The sequence below is a fragment of the Amycolatopsis sp. NBC_01286 genome (assembly GCF_035982555.1).
Taxonomy (GTDB): Bacteria; Actinomycetota; Actinomycetes; order Mycobacteriales; family Pseudonocardiaceae; genus Amycolatopsis.
Genome location: NZ_CP108428.1, coordinates 7,006,494 through 7,023,434, shown reverse-complemented (window position 1 = coordinate 7,023,434; position 16,941 = coordinate 7,006,494). Strand labels below are relative to the sequence as shown.

General features: G+C 72.2%; 17 protein-coding genes. 2 read left to right on the top strand and 15 right to left on the bottom strand.

Annotation, left to right across the window (positions count from 1 at the left end):
* Window positions 1-2: 2 nt before the first annotated feature.
* Window positions 3-566, top strand: coding sequence for a helix-turn-helix domain-containing protein (locus OG570_RS33105; RefSeq protein ID WP_247052270.1), 564 nt, complete (start codon window positions 3-5; stop codon window positions 564-566).
* A 4-nt stretch (window positions 567-570) separates the two neighbouring features.
* Here the strand turns inward: OG570_RS33105 and pdxS are convergent, their stop codons facing one another.
* From pdxS to OG570_RS33090, 3 genes are all read right to left on the bottom strand, one after another.
* Window positions 571-1,494 carry a pyridoxal 5'-phosphate synthase lyase subunit PdxS gene (gene pdxS, locus OG570_RS33100; protein WP_326951555.1) on the bottom strand — a complete coding sequence of 308 codons (924 nt, stop codon included), beginning with the start codon at window positions 1,492-1,494 and terminating at the stop codon, window positions 571-573.
* An 89-nt stretch (window positions 1,495-1,583) separates the two neighbouring features.
* On the bottom strand, window positions 1,584-2,567 hold the full coding sequence (locus OG570_RS33095) for a DUF5937 family protein (protein ID WP_326952961.1): 984 nt from the start codon (window positions 2,565-2,567) through the stop codon (window positions 1,584-1,586).
* A 30-nt stretch (window positions 2,568-2,597) separates the two neighbouring features.
* Window positions 2,598-4,046 carry an FAD-binding oxidoreductase gene (locus OG570_RS33090; RefSeq protein WP_326952960.1) on the bottom strand — a complete coding sequence of 483 codons (1,449 nt, stop codon included), beginning with the start codon at window positions 4,044-4,046 and terminating at the stop codon, window positions 2,598-2,600.
* A gap of 129 nt (window positions 4,047-4,175) precedes the next feature.
* Between OG570_RS33090 and OG570_RS33085 the strand changes: the two genes are divergently transcribed.
* On the top strand, window positions 4,176-6,284 hold the full coding sequence (locus tag OG570_RS33085) for an elongation factor G-like protein EF-G2 (protein WP_326950045.1): 2,109 nt from the start codon (window positions 4,176-4,178) through the stop codon (window positions 6,282-6,284).
* A gap of 76 nt (window positions 6,285-6,360) precedes the next feature.
* Here OG570_RS33085 and OG570_RS33080 read toward each other — a convergent pair whose 3' ends face one another.
* The 12 genes from OG570_RS33080 to OG570_RS33025 all read right to left on the bottom strand — a co-directional run bounded on the left by OG570_RS33080 (window position 6,361) and on the right by OG570_RS33025 (window position 16,354).
* A complete protein-coding gene (locus tag OG570_RS33080) occupies window positions 6,361-6,870 on the bottom strand; it encodes an XdhC family protein (protein ID WP_326952959.1) in 510 nt (169 codons plus the stop codon).
* 19 nt (window positions 6,871-6,889) lie between these two features.
* A complete protein-coding gene (locus OG570_RS33075; protein WP_326950047.1) occupies window positions 6,890-7,156 on the bottom strand; it encodes a hypothetical protein in 267 nt (88 codons plus the stop codon).
* Between the two features lie 32 nt (window positions 7,157-7,188).
* On the bottom strand, window positions 7,189-7,446 hold the full coding sequence (locus OG570_RS33070; protein ID WP_326952958.1) for a hypothetical protein: 258 nt from the start codon (window positions 7,444-7,446) through the stop codon (window positions 7,189-7,191).
* 4 nt (window positions 7,447-7,450) lie between these two features.
* The gene (locus tag OG570_RS33065) at window positions 7,451-7,933 is read right to left on the bottom strand and encodes an NUDIX hydrolase (protein WP_247052277.1); all 483 of its coding nucleotides are present in this window, start codon (window positions 7,931-7,933) and stop codon (window positions 7,451-7,453) included.
* Window positions 7,930-9,075 (bottom strand): glycosyltransferase family 4 protein, encoded by a 1,146-nt coding sequence (locus OG570_RS33060; protein ID WP_326951556.1) that lies wholly within the window; start codon window positions 9,073-9,075, stop codon window positions 7,930-7,932. Before OG570_RS33060 ends, OG570_RS33065 begins: the two co-directional genes overlap by 4 nt.
* 18 nt (window positions 9,076-9,093) lie before the next feature.
* Window positions 9,094-10,011 carry a phosphatidylinositol mannoside acyltransferase gene (locus tag OG570_RS33055; protein ID WP_326950049.1) on the bottom strand — a complete coding sequence of 306 codons (918 nt, stop codon included), beginning with the start codon at window positions 10,009-10,011 and terminating at the stop codon, window positions 9,094-9,096.
* Window positions 10,008-10,634 (bottom strand): phosphatidylinositol phosphate synthase, encoded by a 627-nt coding sequence (gene pgsA, locus OG570_RS33050; protein WP_247052279.1) that lies wholly within the window; start codon window positions 10,632-10,634, stop codon window positions 10,008-10,010. Before pgsA ends, OG570_RS33055 begins: the two co-directional genes overlap by 4 nt.
* A gap of 89 nt (window positions 10,635-10,723) precedes the next feature.
* Window positions 10,724-11,254 carry a MarR family winged helix-turn-helix transcriptional regulator gene (locus tag OG570_RS33045; protein ID WP_247052280.1) on the bottom strand — a complete coding sequence of 177 codons (531 nt, stop codon included), beginning with the start codon at window positions 11,252-11,254 and terminating at the stop codon, window positions 10,724-10,726.
* Between the two features lie 53 nt (window positions 11,255-11,307).
* The gene (locus OG570_RS33040) at window positions 11,308-11,862 is read right to left on the bottom strand and encodes an HIT family protein (protein WP_326950050.1); all 555 of its coding nucleotides are present in this window, start codon (window positions 11,860-11,862) and stop codon (window positions 11,308-11,310) included.
* Entirely contained in the window at window positions 11,859-13,886 is a 2,028-nt protein-coding gene (gene thrS, locus OG570_RS33035) for a threonine--tRNA ligase (protein ID WP_326950051.1), read from the bottom strand. The genes OG570_RS33040 and thrS overlap by 4 nt, the downstream gene beginning before the upstream one ends.
* A gap of 139 nt (window positions 13,887-14,025) precedes the next feature.
* Window positions 14,026-14,640: a malonic semialdehyde reductase gene (locus OG570_RS33030; protein WP_326952957.1), complete on the bottom strand. Its 615-nt coding sequence runs from the start codon at window positions 14,638-14,640 to the stop codon at window positions 14,026-14,028.
* Window positions 14,641-14,824: 184 nt separating this feature from the next.
* The gene (locus OG570_RS33025) at window positions 14,825-16,354 is read right to left on the bottom strand and encodes a sugar transferase (RefSeq protein WP_326952956.1); all 1,530 of its coding nucleotides are present in this window, start codon (window positions 16,352-16,354) and stop codon (window positions 14,825-14,827) included.
* Window positions 16,355-16,941 lie beyond the last annotated feature (587 nt).

The window sequence follows — 16,941 nt, the reverse complement described above, 5'->3', positions numbered from 1 at the left end:
GCATGTCGCAGGAAACCACCGGCGCGCCGCTGGAGATCATCGCGGCGTCGCTGCGCCGCGAACGGAACCGAGCGGGCCTGTCCCTGACCGAGGTGGCGCGCCGCGCCGGCCTGGCCAAGTCGACGCTCTCGCAGCTGGAGTCCGGCACCGGCAACCCGAGCGTCGAGACGCTGTGGGCGCTCGGCGTCGCGCTCGACGTGCCGTTTTCGCGGCTCGTGGAGCCGGAACGGCCGAAGGTCCGGGTGATCCGGGCCGGCAACGGGCCCACGGTGTTCGCCGAACACGCCGACTACGCGTGCACGCTGCTGTCGGCGTGTCCCCCGTCGGCCCGCCGGGACATCTACGTGATCCGCGGCGAGCCGGGCACGCCGCGGCGGTCCGACCCGCACATGACCGGCGTGATGGAGCACATCGTGCTGTGCGCGGGACGCGCCAGGGTGGGCCCGCAGGAGGAGCCGGAGGAACTGCTCCCCGGCGACTACATCTCCTACCCCGGCGACGTCCCGCACCTCTTCGAAGCCCTCGAGCCGGGCACTTACGGCGTCGAGATCTCCGAATACCTCTAGGAAGTCACCAGCCGCGGTCGGCGAGGCGGTGGGGCTCGGGGATCTCTTCCACGTTGATGCCGACCATGGCCTCGCCCAGCCCGCGCGAGACCTTCGCCAGCACGTCCGGGTCGTCGTAGAAGGTCGTGGCCTTGACGATCGCCTCGGCGCGCTGGGCCGGGTTGCCGGACTTGAAGATGCCGGAGCCGACGAACACGCCCTCGGCGCCGAGCTGCATCATCATCGCGGCGTCGGCCGGGGTGGCGATGCCGCCCGCGGTGAAGAGCACCACCGGCAGCTTGCCGTTCGCGGCGACCTCCTTGACCAGCTCGTACGGCGCCTGCAGCTCCTTCGCCGCGACGAACAGCTCGTCCTCCGGCAGCGACGTCAGCTTGCGGATCTCGCCGCGGATCTTGCGCATGTGCGTGGTGGCGTTGGAGACGTCGCCGGTGCCGGCCTCACCCTTGGAGCGGATCATCGCCGCGCCCTCGGTGATCCGGCGCAGGGCCTCGCCGAGGTTGGTCGCGCCGCAGACGAAGGGGACGGTGAACGCCCACTTGTCGATGTGGTTGGCGTAGTCGGCCGGGGTCAGCACCTCGGACTCGTCCACGTAGTCGACGCCCAGGGACTGCAGCACCTGCGCCTCGACGAAGTGGCCGATGCGGGCCTTCGCCATGACCGGGATCGAGACGGTCTCGATGATGGCGTCGATCAGGTCCGGGTCGCTCATCCGCGCGACGCCGCCCTGGGCGCGGATGTCGGCGGGCACGCGCTCGAGCGCCATCACCGCGACCGCGCCGGCGTCTTCGGCGATCTTCGCCTGCTCGGCGGTGACCACGTCCATGATCACGCCGCCCTTGAGCATCTCGGCCATGCCGCGCTTCACCTTGGCGGTGCCGGTGACCGACTGGACGGAGCCGTTCTGGGGGGTGGTCTGCTGCTCGGGCACGACGAGGCCTTTCGACACGAGATCGGGTGGTTGCGCATCCGAGCGTAGGTCGGCGGTGGCCTCTTCAGGCAGGCCAGTACACGGGTATCTCAGCAGTCCACTTCGTCCGCGCCCGCGACCAGGACCTCGGCCGCCCGGGTGCGGGTGTAGAGCACGTGACGTCCGGCACGGTGCCCGCTGACCAGGCCCGCGGCCTTGAGGACGCCGAGGTGCTGCGACACCGCCCCGGCGCTCAGCCGGGTGCGGCGGGCCAGCTCCGAAGTGGACGCCGGCGCGGCCAGCTCGGCCAGCAGCATGGCCCGGCCGCGGCCCACCACGGCGGCCAGCGCGCCCGGGGCGACGGCGGTGCCGGCCTCCCACAGCGTCGCGATCCCGCGCGGCGGGTACCGCAGCACCGGCTGCCAGCGCGGGTCGGTCTTGGAGAACACCCGCGGCCAGACGAACGCCGAGGGCACCAGCACCAGGCCGCGCCCGTCGAGCGGGACGGCGGCGTGCAGGTGCCGGTGCGCCACCGTGAGCGTGCCGCCCTGCCAGCGGACCATCGGCGTGAGGTCGTTGAACAGCTCGGCCGCGCCGCCGCGGGCCAGCAGCCGCGACCGGTGCAGCACGTCCGCCTCGAGCAGGGCGCGGATCCGCGGCCACTCCGGGGCCAGCACGAGCTCCCAGTACCGCTCCATCAGCGTCGCGAGCCGGTCGAGGCCCGCCTCCGGGTCGCGGTGGAAGCGGTTCAGCGCGAGCGAGCGCGGCCCGGTCATCGCGTCCAGCTCCCGCCGGACGAAGCGGGCGGGCACGTCGCGCAGGTCGGCGAGCTCGTCGGCCAGCTCCGGCACCGGCGTCGAGGGGGTGCCCGCCAGGAAGCCCGGGAGGTGCCGGACGGGCACCAGCTCACGCAGGAGCGAGATGTCCAGCCCGGCCTCGCCGAGTGCCGCGGTGGCCCGCTTGACCCACGGCAGGTGCAGGGCGTGCTCCCCCGGCTGGTTCAGGACGCGGACGCTCGCCACGATCTCCCACGCGGGCGAGAACGCGAACCGGGTGTGGGCCAGGTCCTCTGTGGAGAATGCCAGGTCGAGCACGCTGCCTCCTGCCGCCGGAACGGCTCCAGGTTAGAGCGCTCCCTTGTGGACAGTCGAGTGGGGCTCGGAAAGTCCTTGCGGGAAAGCGAAAATTCCTCGCGGGTCGTACTTCCGGGCGACCGCGCGCAGCCGCGGCAGGTTCGGCCCGTAGTACGCCAGCGGCCAGTCCGGCAGCTCCGGATCGAGGTAGTTGACGTACCCGGTGGTGCCGAACTCCGGCCCCAGCCCGTCCCGCACGGCCGCCAGCGACCGCCGGGCCCCGGCCTCGCCGCCCTCGCCCGGTTCGGCGCTGTGCAGGAACTGCAGGCTCGCCAGTGCGTGCCGGTGCGGGAACGCCGTGTCCCGGACGCCGACGCGCGCGATGGCACCGCCGCCGGCGTCGATGATGGTGTCGACGCCCGGGTCCCGGATCAGCACGTCGACGACCGCGGCCGGGTCGGCGGCCGGCCGCGTGAGCATCCGCGAGGTCCCGACGTAGGCCGCCCGGGCGGCGACCGCGCCGGGCCGGGCCTCCCGGTCGTCGAACGAGCGCATCGCGGACAGGTGGTCCGTGGTCCGCCGCCGCTGCTCGGCCGGCGGCGTGCCGACCCGGCGGATCAGGTCGTCGAGCAGCTCCTTCAGCCGGGCTTCGGGGCCGAGGAACGTGCCGCCGAGGTTGGCGTGGTCGTCGCCGAGGCCCATCCCGGACCACAGCTCGTCCGGCATCGCCGGCTGCCACTCCTGCCAGGCGGCGAACAGCGCGGCCTGCGTGCCCACCGGGAACGACAGCTGGAAGGTGGCGACGTCGGCGATCGGCACGGTCCGGAACGTGAACGCGGTGACGATCCCGAAGTTGCCACCGCCCCCGCCGCGCAGCGCCCAGAACAGGTCCGGCTCCGCCGTCGCCGAGACCGTGCGCGCCCGCCCGTCCGCCGTGACGATCCGCGCGGCCTCCAGGTGGTCGCACGTCAGGCCGTACTTCCGGTCCAGCACCCCGACGCCGCCGCCGAGCGCGAGCCCGGCGATGCCGACCGTGTCGCAGCTGCCCGCGGGCAGCACCCGGCCGGCCGCCGCGAGCGTGGTGGCGATCGGCCCCAGCCGCGCCCCGGCACCGAGCACCGCGCGGCCGCCGGGGCGGACCTCGATGCCCGCCAACCGGCTCAGGTCGACCACGATCCCGCCGTCCACTGTGGAATAGCCGGGATAGCTGTGGCCGCCGCTGCGCGCCGCGATCGGCAGGTCGTGCCGGGCCGCGAAGCCCACGGCGGCCTGGACGTCCTCGATCCGCGCCGCGCCGACGACGGCCGCCGGGACGCGGTAGTCGTACATCGTGAAGTAGCCCTGCTTCGCCTCCGGGTAGCCCGGATCGCCCGGCCGGAACAACGGTCCGGCCAGTTTCCGCCGGAATCGTTCCCATTCGTCTCCCGGCAGCCCACCGGCCAGGCCCACCACCGGAACCGCCCCCGAAATCCGCAGAAAAGTCCGCCGGTTCACTGTCATCGAAACTTCCCCTGCCCCGCTCCCCCGGGCATTCGGCTGGTCCCGGGACCCGTGCCTTGCCGTGACCAGGGTAGCGGGTGTGTGATCGAGGACACATCTCGTACGTCCGCCGTTCGCCGAGGAGCCGTCATGGCCGACCGACAAGCCAAGAACGCCGACACCGGGGCCGCCGTCGCTGTGAACGACCCCGCCAAGGTCCGCAACGTGGTGCTCGTCGGCCCGTCGGGCTCGGGGAAGACGACCCTCACCGAGGCCCTGCTGGCCGCGTCCGGCACGGTGTCGCGCGCGGGCTCGGTGGTCGACGGGACGACGGTGTGCGACCACGACCCGGCGGCGGTCCGCCAGCAGCGTTCGGTCGGCCTTTCGGTGGCGCCGGTGCTGCACCAGGGCCACAAGATCAACCTGATCGACACCCCCGGGTACGCGGACTTCGTGGGCGAGCTGCGGGCCGGGCTGCGCGCGGCCGACGCGGCACTGTTCGTCGTCTGCGCGGCCGAAGGGGTCGACGCGGCGACCGTCGCGGTGTGGGAGGAGTGCGCCGCCGTCGGGATGCCGCGCGCGGTCGTCGTCTCCCGCCTCGACCACCACCGGGCCGACCCGATGGCCGAGATCGCCGCCTGCCAGGCCGCCTTCGGCGCCGGCGTGCTGCCGCTCTACCTGCCCGCGGCCGACGGCCTCGTCGGGCTCATCACCCAGCGGTACTTCGACTACTCCGGCGGGCATCCGCCGAAACTCGGCGAACCCGACCCGGCCGACCTCGAACGGCTGGCCGAGGCCCGCAACGAGCTCATCGAAGGGATCATCGCCGAAAGCGAAGACGAAACCCTGATGGAGCGCTACCTCGGCGGTGAGGAGATCGCCGAGGAGACGCTGATCGCCGACCTGGAGACGGCCGTCGCGCGCGGCACCTTCCACCCGGTCATCCCGGTCTGCTCGACCACCGGCACCGGCCTGGCCGAGGTGCTGGACGGGATCGTCCGGGCGTTCCCCTCCCCGCTCGAACACGCCCCGCCCGACGTCACTACACCCGACGGCGACCCGCACGCCGGGCTGACCGCCGACCCCGCGGGCCCCCTCGCCGCGGAGGTCGTCCGGACGGCCGTCGACTCCTACGTCGGCCGCGTTTCCCTCGTCCGGGTGTTCTCCGGGACGCTGCGGCCCGAGCGGCCGGTGCACGTGTCCGGCCACGGCCTCGCCGAACGCGGGCACGAGGACCACGACGCCGACGAGCGCGTCGCGCACCTCTACTCCCCGCTCGGCGCGAACCTGCGCGAGGTGCCCTACTGCGTCGCGGGCGACCTCTGCGCGCTGACGAAGGTCGGTTCGGCGGAGACCGGCGACACCGTGTCGTCCCCCGAAGAGCCGTTGCTGATGGAACCCTGGACGATGCCGGAGCCGTTGCTGCCGGTGGCCGTCGTCGCCAAGACCCGCAGCGACGAGGACACCCTCGCCCGCAACCTGTCCCGGCTCGTCGCCGGCGACCCGACACTGCGGCTGGACCGCAACGCCGAGACCGCCCAGCTGGTGCTGTGGTGCATGGGTGAGGCGCACTCCGACGTCGTGCTGTCCCGGCTGCGCGCGGGCGGCGCGGACGTCGACACCGAGCCGGTGAAGGTCAGCCTGCGCTCGACGTTCGGCAAGCTCGCCAAGGGCCACGGCCGGCACGTGAAGCAGTCCGGCGGGCACGGCCAGTTCGCCGTCTGCGACATCGAGGTCGAGCCGCTGCCGCGCGGTGGCGGGTTCCAGTTCGTGGACAAGGTCGTCGGCGGCTCGGTGCCGCACCAGTTCATCCCGAGCGTGGAGAAGGGCGTGCGCGCCCAGTTGCAACGCGGGCTCGGCGACGGGCACCCGGTGGTCGACATCAAGGTGACGCTCGTCGACGGGAAGGCGCACAGCGTCGACTCCTCCGACGCGGCGTTCCAGACGGCCGGGGCACTGGCCCTGCGGGAGGCCGCGGCGAACGGGCACATCACGATGCTCGAGCCCCTGGAGGAGGTGGCGATCCGGCTGCCGGACGAGCACCTCGGCACGGTGCTCGGCGACCTGTCGTCCCGCCGGGGCCGGGTGCTGGGCACGGAAGCCGGCGACGGCGGCCGGACGATGATCAAAGCAGAGGTCCCGGCGACCGAGCTGCTGCGCTACCTCATCGACCTGCGCTCGATGACGTCGGGCACGGCGACGTTCAGCCGCCACCACGCCCGCTTCGAGCCGATGCCGGAAGGCATGGCGGTCCACTAGCCGGGTCTGCCGCGGCTTGTCGTGAGTGTTTAGGGCGGTTAGAACCGCCCTGAACACTCACGACGGGTCTGGGCGCTCAGAAGTCGAAGCCGCCCGGGCGGTTGTTGCGGTCGGCCAGCAGGCCGGCGAGCGTGGCGATCGCGATCTCCGGTGGCGTGCGCGAGCCGATGTTCAGGCCGACCGGGCGGTGCACCCGGGCGATCTCGGCGTCCGGCACGCCGAGGCCGCGCAGCGCGGCCAGGTGCGGGCCGGGGTGGCGCGGGTTGCCGAGCACGCCGATCCAGCGCGGCTTCTCCTCGAGCGCCGCCTTGAGCACCGCACCGAGCTCCGGCCGGTGGTGGTCGGTGACGACGACGTCGGCGGACCCGTCGAGCGGCGGGAACGTCGTCGCGGCCTCGAACCCGTCCGGGACGTCGGTCGCGCGCGCCGCGTCCGGGTCGACCAGCGCGACGTGGAACCCGAGGTCCCGCGCGAACTTCAGCAGGTACCGCGCCACCGGCGAGGCGAAGACGGCCACCAGGGTCCGCACGCCGGAGTCCGGTTCGGCGGCGCCGTGGGCGACTTCGCAGGCCTCGGGTTCACTCATGCCGCCATTGTGCCCCCGCTCAGCGCACTTCCTCGCCCAGCGAGACCCGGAACTGGTACGTGTCCGTCTTGCCCTTGACGAGCACCAGGTACCCGCCGGCCACGCGCAGCACCGTCCGGCCCTGCGGCGACCACGGACGTGCCGGCCGGTGCTGCTTGGCCAGCAGGTACGCCTCGTCCTCCGCGCTCTCGCGGTCGGGGTAGCGCTCCGCTTCCGCGACCGACCAGCCCCGGGCGTCCCCGGCCCCGCCCTGCTCCTCGACGACCACCCACCAGATCGAACTCATGCCCCTTCGACGCGGGCGGGCGCCGATCCGTTTCAGATCTCTTCGCCCACGGTCAGCCGGAAGTGGAACGTCGAGGTGCGGCCGTCGACGATCACCAGGTAGCCGCCCGCGACCCGCAGCACCCGCCGCGACTTCGGCGACCACGGGTAGGCGGGCTGGTACTCGCGGGCGAGCCGCAGCGCCTCGGCCTCCGCGGTCTGCTGGTCGGCGCACGGGAAGGTCTCCGACAGCGACCAGCTCCGGCCGTCCCCGGTGCCGCGCTGCTCCTCGACGACGACCCACCAGCTCACGGCGTCAGACCTCCGGCTCGGCGAACTCGAAGTACTCCGGCACGGGCGCGGTCCCGGCCAGCCGGAAGTATCGGACCTTCCGGCGCCGCCGCAGCCGCAGGGTGTCGCGGACGGCGTCGTTGTGGACGCGCCGCGCGATGATCACCCGGTGCTCGGCGTCGGTCAGCTCCTCGGCCAGCTCGGGCAGCAGGCCGGCGCGGTCGACGCGGCTCAGCTCCCGGGTCAGCTCGTTCTCCTCGGTCTCGCGGTCGGGCCGGGGCGCCGCTTCGGCGCGTTCGGCCGACGTCCGCAGCTCCGCGTCGCCCAGCACGACCGCGACCGCCCGGGCCACCACCGCGCGGCGGGCCAGCGCCGCGTCGAGGGCCGCCCAGCCCGCGTCCATCCGGACGTGCAGGCGGTCGAGCCGGTTCGCCGTCGCCACCAGGAACAACCCGCCGAGCACGACGATCACCGCGAGCACCGGCAGCAGCCAGCCGAGCACGCTCACCGGGCGAACTCCCGCTCCGGCGCCGCGACGCGCCGCGGGTCGGCGGCGACGGCCGTCTCGTAGACCCGCAGCACCTGCGTGGCCACCACGGACCAGTCGAACATGGTGACGCGCTCCCCCGCCGCCGCGGCCAGCGACGCCCGGCGCGCGGGGTCGCCGAGCAGCTCGCGCAGCCCGTCGGCCAGCGCACCCGGGTCGCCGGTCTCGACGAGCATCCCGGCGCGGCCGTCGTCGAGCACGCGGCGGAACGAGTCGAGGCCGCTCGCCAGCACCGGCGTGCCCGCGGCCATCGCCTCGGTGAGGATCATCCCGAAGCTCTCGCCGCCGGTGTTGGGCGCGCAGTAGACGTCGACGCTGCGCAGGGCCTGGGCCTTGACCGCGTCGGTGGCCTGGCCGAGCAGCTCCAGGTGCGGCGCCAGCTCGGGGCCGGCGTCGCGACGCAGCTGGTCCTCGTCACCGCGGCCGACGACCACCAGCCGCAGGTCCTCGAACTCCGGCAGGATCCGCCGCAGCGCCTCCAGCAGCACGCCCATGCCCTTGCGGGGCTCGCCGAACCGGCCGACGAACCCGACCGTGCCGCCGGCCCGCGGGTAGCCCGGCAACGGCGTCGCTGAGGAGAAGAACTCGACGTCGACGCCGTTGGGGACCTCGACGGCGTCACCGCCCGCGTGCTCCACCTGGACCCGGCGGGCCAGCGCGGACACCGCGATCCGCGCGGTGATCTTCTCCAGCAGCGGCCGCAGCACGGGCTGGAACGCCGAGAGGGTGCGCGACCGGGTCGTCGCGGTGTGGAAGGTGGCGACGATCGGGCCGTCGGCGATGAGCAGCGCCAGCAGCGACAGGCTCGGCGCGGCGGGCTCGTGCAGGTGCAGGACGTCGAAGTCGCCTTCGCGGATCCAGCGGCGCACGCGGGCGTAGGACACCGGGCCGAACTGCAGCCGGGCGACCGAGCCGTTGTACCGGATCCCGAGGGCCTTGCCGGCCGGGTGCACGAACTCGGGCAGGTCCGCGTCGTCGTCGGCGGGGGCGAGCACGGACACCTGGTGCCCGCGGGAGATCAGCGCCTTCGTCAGGTCGATCACGTGCCCCTGGACGCCGCCGGGCACGTCGAAGGAGTAGGGGCACACGATCCCGATCCGCATCGGTCGCGCGGTCACGGCTCAGCTCGCTTCTTCGAGGCTGCCCGGCTCGGCGGCCTCCATGTCCGCGGGCCAGAACTTCTGCACCATGTGCCAGTCGGCGGGGTGCGCGGCGATGTCGCCGGCGAAGATGTCGGCCAGCGCCTGCGTCGCGGCCGGGACTTCGGCCCGCGCGGTGACGCGGATGCGCGGGTGCAGCCGGACCTGCCAGCCGTCCTCGGTGAACCAGCAGCCCGCCGGGATCAGCGCGGCCCCGGTCGTCGCGGCCAGCCGCGCCGGGCCGCCGGGCATCCGGGCGGGCTCGCCGAAGAACTTCACGGGGATGCCGTTGTCGGTCAGGTCGCGGTCGCCCACCAGGCAGACGGCCTTGTTCTCGCGCAGCCGCTTGAGCAGCACGCGCATCGCGGAACTGTCGCCGGTCAGCGGGACGATCTCGAACCCGAGCGACTCGCGGTAGGAGGCGAACCGGCGGTAGAGCGACTCGGGCTTCAGTCGCTCGGCGACGGTCGTGAACCCGCCGAGGTAGTCGGCCAGCCAGACGCCGGCGATGTCCCAGTTGCCGCTGTGCGGCAGCGCCATCACGGCGCCGTTGCCCTCGGCGAGGGCCGCGTCGAGGTTCTCGACGCCGGTGATCGAGGCCGCGACCTTGCCGCTGACCTGCTTCTGGTCCATCGACGGCAGCCGGAACGTCTCGTGCCAGTAGCGGGCGTACGAGCGCATCGCGCGCCGGGTCAGCTCGTCCAGCTCGGCCGGGTCGGCCTGCGGCACCACGCGGGCGAGGTTCGTGCGCAGCTGCCGCACGCCCCCGGCGTCGCGGCGGACGGCGAGGTCCGCCCCCAGCGAGAACACGGTGCCGCCGAACCCGGCGGGCAGCCAGCCAGCCAGCCGCCACGCGGCGGCGTACCCGAACTCGCTGAGCCTGCCGGACACCTTGCTCATACCGGCTGCTCCCCGGCGGCGGCCTCACGGGCCGCTTTCGCCACGCCGGCGAAGCGCTGCAGCAGCGTGATGACCGACAGCACGGCCAGCAGCCAGAGCGAGATGTCCACGGTCCACGGCACGCCGAGGCCGTGCAGCCCGGTGCCGACCAGCGCGATGATGAGCCGCTCGGCGCGTTCGACGAGACCGCCGTCGACCGGCAGGCCGGACGCGTCGGCGCGGGCCTTGACGTAGGAGATGACCTGGGCGAGGACCAGGCAGAGCAGGGCCGCCGCGGCGGCGGGGTGGTTGTCGTCGACCACGAAGCACCACCAGGCGATGGCGGCGAACAGCGCGCCGTCGACCAGCCTGTCGCAGGTGGCGTCGAGCACCGCGCCGAACGGGGTGCCGTAGCCGCGGGCCCGGGCCATGGCGCCGTCGAGCAGGTCGAGCATGGCGAAGCCCCACACCGTGAAGGTGCCCCACAGCAGGAAGCCGTTCGGGAAGAAGACCAGGGCACAGGCGATCGCGCCGGCGGTGCCGAGCACGGTCATCGCGTTCGGGGTCAGCCCGGCGCGGACCAGCGCCTGGCCGATCGGATCGGTGACGCGGGAAACGGAGGCACGCGCGAAGATATTGAGCATCGGTTCGTCTGAGGCACCTGGCTACGAGGGTCGGGTGGGCGATGGCAGCCTATCGACCCGCCCCGGTGAACCCGACGCGCCGCCCCGCGTCAGCCCGATTTCGGCAGCCGGACGACCTCGCCCGGGTACTCGCGAGCTTCCTCGGCGGCCTGCGCCGCGGCGCATTTCGGCGACAGCCCGTTGCGGATCGCGGCGCTGATCTCGCCGAGCGCGGCCACCTGCTCCGGCGTCAGCGGGTCGAACAGGCTCTCCCGGACGGCCTCGACGTGTCCGGGGGCCGCGGCTTCGAGGGCGGCGAAGCCTTCCTTCGTCAGGACGGCCCACGCGCCGCGCTTGTCGGTCGGGCAGGCCTCGCGGCGGACCCAGCCGTTGGCCTCCAGGCGCGCGACGGCGTGCGAGAGCCGGCTGCGCGACGCCTGGCGCGCGTCGGCGAGCTCACTCATCCGCAGCCGGCGGCCGGGCGCCTCCGACAGCGAGACGAGCACCTCGTAGTAGGTGTGGGGCATGCCCGAGTCGTGCTGGAGCTGAGCCTCGAGGTGCGCGCTGAGCATGCGCGTGGCCAGGTTGAATTCACGCCAGACGCGCTGCTCGTCGTCACTGAGCCATCGAGTATCGGACATACCTCCAGCATACCCCTGGTTGAACCCTCAACCAGGGGTTGCCGGTTACGGGTTCACCAGGCGTCGGCCAGCAGGTCGCGCGTCTCGCCCAGCAGCTGCGGGAGCACCTTCGTCTGGCCGATCACCGGCATGAAGTTGGCGTCGCCGCCCCAGCGTGGCACCAGGTGCTGGTGCAGGTGCGCGGCGATCCCGGCGCCCGCGATGACGCCCTGGTTCAGCCCGATGTTGAACCCGTGCGCACCCGACACCACGCGGATCACCTTCATCGCGTGCTGGGTGTACTCCGCGACCTCGCGCGTCTCTTCCGGCGTCAGGTCGGTGTAGTCCGCGACGTGCCGGTAGGGCACCACCATCAGGTGCCCCGGGTTGTACGGGTAGAGGTTCAGCACCGCGTACACGACCTCGCCGCGCGCGACGATCAAGCCGGTCTTGTCGTCCATCGACGGGATCCGGCAGAACGGGCAGCCGGGCTCCTCGTCGCCGTCCGGCTTGTCGTGGCCCTTGATGTAGGCCATCCGATGCGGGGTCCACAGGCGGTGGAACGTGTCCTGGACCCCGACGCCCTGCTGCTCGACGAGGTCGGGACCGGCTTCGGGACCGTCGCTCACCGGACGACCGCCGCCAGCGCGTCGGCCGAGGGCGACGCGTTCTCGCGGCCCTCGATCCAGCCGGCGATGGCGGCGACGGCGTCGGCCACCGGGACGCCGTTGATCTGCCCGCCGTCGCGGAAGCGGAACGACACCGCGCCCGCCTCGACGTCCTTCGCGCCGGCCAGCAGCATGAAGGGCACCTTCTGCGTGGTGTGCGTGCGGATCTTCTTCTGCATCCGGTCGTCGCTGGCGTCGACCTCGGCGCGGATCCCCTTGGCGCGCAACGCCTTCTCGACGTCCCGCAGGAAGCCGACCTGGTCGGCGGTGATCGGGATGCCGACCACCTGCACCGGCGCCAGCCACGCCGGGAACGCGCCCGCGTAGTGCTCGGTCAGTACGCCGAAGAAGCGCTCGATCGAGCCGAACAGCGCGCGGTGGATCATCACCGGCGTCTGCCGGGTGCCGTCCGGCGCCGTGTACTCCAGCTCGAAGCGCTTGTTCTGGTTGAAGTCCAGCTGGATGGTCGACATCTGCCAGGTGCGCCCGATGGCGTCCTTGGCCTGCACCGAGATCTTCGGGCCGTAGAAGGCCGCGCCGCCCGGGTCCGGGACCAGCTCGAGGCCGGAGTCGACGGCGGCCTGCCGCAGCGTCTCGGTGGCCTCCTCCCACTCCCAGTCCTCGCCGATGAACTTCGCCGAGTCGCCGCGGGTGGACAGCTCGAGGTAGAAGTCGGAGAGGCCGTAGTCGGCCAGCAGGTCGAGCACGAACTTCAGCAGCGACCGGAGCTCGCCCGGCATCTGCTCCTTGGTGCAGTAGATGTGCGAGTCGTCCATCGTCAGGCCGCGCACGCGGGTCAGGCCGTGCACCACGCCCGACTTCTCGTAGCGGTACACCGTACCGAACTCGAACAGCCGCAGCGGCAGCTCGCGGTAGGACCGCCCGCGCGAGCGGAAGATCAGGTTGTGCATCGGGCAGTTCATGGCCTTGAGGTAGTAGTTCTCCTCGTCGAACTGCACCGGCGGGAACATGGTGTCCGCGTAGTAGGGCAGGTGGCCGGAGGTGTGGAACAGCTCGCCCTTGCTGATGTGCGGGGTGTTCACGAACTCGTAGCCGGCCTCCTCGTGGCGGCGGCGCGAGTAGTTCTCCAGCTCCCGGCGGATGATGCCGCCCTTGGGGTGGAACACCGGCAGGCCGGAGCCGATCTCCTCCGGGAAGGAGAACAGGTCCAGCTCGGCGCCGAGCTTGCGGTGGTCGCGGCGCTCGGCCTCGGCGATGCGCTCGAGGTGGGCGTCCTGCGCCTCGGCCGACTCCCACGCCGTGCCGTAGATCCGCTGCAGCTGCGGGTTCTTCTCGCTCCCCCGCCAGTACGCGGCGGCGACGCGGGTCAGCTTGAACGCGGGGATGAACTTGGTGGTCGGCACGTGCGGACCACGGCAGAGGTCACTCCAGACACGTTCCTTGGTGCGCGGGTCGAGGTTGTCGTAGATGGTGAGCTCGCCCTCGCCCACCTCCATCACCTCGGAGGTGTCCACTTCGGACTTGAGGTCGACCAGCTCGAGCTTGAACGGCTCGTCCGCCAGTTCCTTCTTCGCCTCGTCCACGGAGTCGAAAACGCGCCGCGAGAACTGCTGGGCGCCCTTCACGATCTGCTTCATGCGCTTTTCGAGCGCCTGCAGGTCTTCCGGGGTGAACGGGGTTTCGACGGCGAAGTCGTAGTAGAAACCGTCCTTCACCGGCGGGCCGATACCGAGCTTGGCCTGCGGGAACTGCTGCTGCACGGCCTGGGCGAGCACATGCGCCGCCGAATGGCGGATGACGCTGCGGCCGTCCTCGGTGTTCGCCGCGACCGGCTCGACCTCGGCGTCGGCTTCCGGGGCCCAGGCGAGGTCGCGCAGCTTGCCCTCGGCGTCGCGCACGACGACGACCGTGTCCGCGCCCTTGGTCGGCAGGCCCGCTTCGCGGACCGCCGACCCCGCCGTAGTGCCCGCCGGTACCACCACGCGGGAGGCGGCCACGGGGGAAACGGGGGACGGCTGCGACACGATCGGCTCCTCGAACTGGAGTGACAAAGACGACTCCGACGATGCTAGTCGGCGGCCGGTCCGCGCCTCACCCGCGTCCGGGAATGCCGGGCGGGCCGCCTCCACGCCGGAGGCGGCCCGCCCGATCGGGTTAGTCAGTTCAGAGGGTCTCGACGACCTGGTCGAAGTCGAGCCGCGGCAAACGGTCGAACCACGGGTTCTCGCCGGGCTTGCCGACGTTGACGACGACCAGCGAGCGCAGCGGCTTGCCGTCGAAGAACTCCTTGTCGACACCGGCGGCGTCGAAACCGGTCATCGGGCCGGCGGCCAGCCCGGCGGCGCGGACGCCGATGATGAAGTAGCCGACCTGCAGCAGCGAGTTCAGCTTGGCGAACTCGACGCGGCCGTCCTCGTCCGAGAAGCTGTCCTTCGCTCCCGGGGCGTGCGGGAAGACCTGCGGCAGGTTCTCGTGGAAGTCGACGTCGGCGGCGAGCACGACGGTCAGCGGCGCGGCCTCGGTCTTGCCGCGGTTGCCCGGGGCCATGTGCGGCAGCAGGCGGGCCCTCGCCTCGGCGGTCCGGAGCACCAGCACGCGCAGCGGCTGGGTGTTCTTCGACGTCGGGGCCCACTTGACGAGGTCGTAGATCGCGCGGACCTGCTCGTCGGTCACCGGCTCGGAGCTGAAGCTGTTCGCCGTGCGCGCCTCGCGGAACAGCAGGTTCTGGACGTCCGCGGGCAGCTCGAGGGCCTGGTCCTGCTCGGCAAAGGTGGTCATGCGCGGGGTTCCTTCCGTGGGTCGGTCACCCCGTCCAACCTGATTGAGCGTTGAACTATTTCGCGCTCGGCCATCCTGCGCCGGTGAAGTGGATCACCAGCCCCGGGAACAGGCACGGCCGCCGATCCCCCGCGGCGGGGATCGGCGGCCGTGGCGCGGAAAGCGCGGTGGGAAACCGGACGGGTCAGTAGGCGCCCTGACCGCCCATCACCGCGCGGAACGTCTTCCAGAGGATCACCAGGTCCAGCGCGAGGGACCAGTCCTCGACGTAGCGCAGGTCGAGCCGGATGCTCTCGGCCCAGGTGAGGTCGGAACGCCCGCTCACCTGCCAGAGCCCGGTCAGGCCCGGCTTCACGAGCAGCCGGCGGCGCGCGTCCGGCGCGTACTGCGCGGTCTCCTCCGGCAGCGGCGGGCGGGGCCCGACGAGCGACATCTTCCCGGAGACGACGTTGAACAGCTGGGGCAGCTCGTCGAGCGAATACCGGCGCAGCAAACCACCCACACGGGTGATACGCGGATCCCGTTTCATCTTGAACAGCGGGCCCGCACCCTCGTTCTCGGCCTGGAGCTTTTTGCGGATCTCGTCGGCGTTCGTCACCATCGTCCGGAACTTCAGCATGGTGAACACGGCGCCGTCACGCCCGACGCGGTGCTGGCGGTAGATCACCGGGCCGCGGTCGTTCAGCTTGATCGCGACGGCGATCGCGAGCAGCAGCGGGGACATCATCGTGAGCAGGAACGCCGAGCCGGCGCGGTCCACGATCTCCTTCACCACGCGACGCCCGCCGGTGAACATCGGCGCGGTGACCCGCAGCAGCGGCATCCCCAGCACCCCGGTGACGTTCAGCCGGGGCCCGGCCACCTCCATCAGCACGGGCGCCACGACCATCTCGGCGCCGGTGCCCTCCATGTCCCAGGCCAGGCGCTGCAGGCGCTTCGGGCTCCAGTACTGGTCGGCGGTGATCGCGACGACGCGGTAGCCGCCGCGGCGCACGTGCCGGGACAGCTCTTCCAGCCGCCCGACCACCGGGACGCCGTCGATCTCCCCGCTGTCGCGGTCGGCGCCGTGCCCGGTGAACGTGCAGGCCGCCTCGACGCGCCAGCCGACGTGGACCTCGGACCGCGTGCGGGCGATGAGGTCCGCGACGGTCTCCGGGCTGCCCGCGGCCATCACCGGCAGCAGGCAGAGTCCCTTGGCGCGCTTGCGGTGCAGCACCTGGCGCAGCAGGTAGCGCTGCGGGAACGCGACGAGCGCGATCGCCGGGACGACGACGAACACCCAGACCTGGACCTCGAGCGCGCCGAACAGCAGCCCGCCCAGCGCCACGAGGACGGCCGCGGTGATGAAGCCCCGGCCCAGGGTGCGGTACTCCTCGGCCCCCTCGCCGAGCACGCGCGGGCTCCACGCCCGGCTCACCGGCAGGGAGACGAAGATCGCGAGGATCGTGCCGAACGCGTGCATGTCGTGCGGAGCCACGCGGTCGATGACGAACGCGCTGATCGCGATCACCAGCAGCGTCACGAAGACGTCGCTGCCGATGACCCAGGCTCTGTATCTGGCCTCCCAGGCCGCCGGTAGCGCCTTGGGTGGCGGGGTTCCGACCGGATCTACGGCCGGGACCCCGTCCCGCTTGGCGGGTCGCGGGATGGCTTGGAGGTCGATGTGCGGCGGCGGCTGGGCCACCGTGTACGAAGGCCGCACCGACTCTTCCATCAGACCTCCCGAAAACAGGAATCGGAGTTGTAACCGCGGGCACACTGCGTCACCGAGAGTGATTTCGGAGAGTGATGGCAAACTCGGTGGTCGCGCTGGGGCCGCGGAAGCTTCACAAGGCAAGGTATCGGCGACTCTCTCAGCATCGTTACAACGATTTCGAGCCACACGCTGTGCGTCTTCCCCGCCAGAAAATGGCCGCAAGATAACAAGATGATGACGATGGGTAATAGCGCGTATCCCGACGAAAACTACGCAATGTAGCCAAAAATCGCGATACCCGCACCCGGGTGGACGCCGCCCGTCCGAACGGCCGAGCGGCCGGCGGAATCCACTGTGGACATCGCGAGGGACCGGCGGTCCACAATGGATCGAACGGCGCCGTGCCGGGCCCGGGCGGTCCGCCGGGTGATCACGCGGTGACGTTCGCCGCCAAGTCGTCACTCGTGCCGGTTTCCGTCACAGATCACCCTGCGCGAGCGGACCACGGCCCGGACGCGGCCGAGCCGGTGATCCACCGGCTGCGCACCGTGACCACGCGGTCACAGCGGGGCGGCCCGGCACGATCGCGCCGCCGTCGCGTGCCG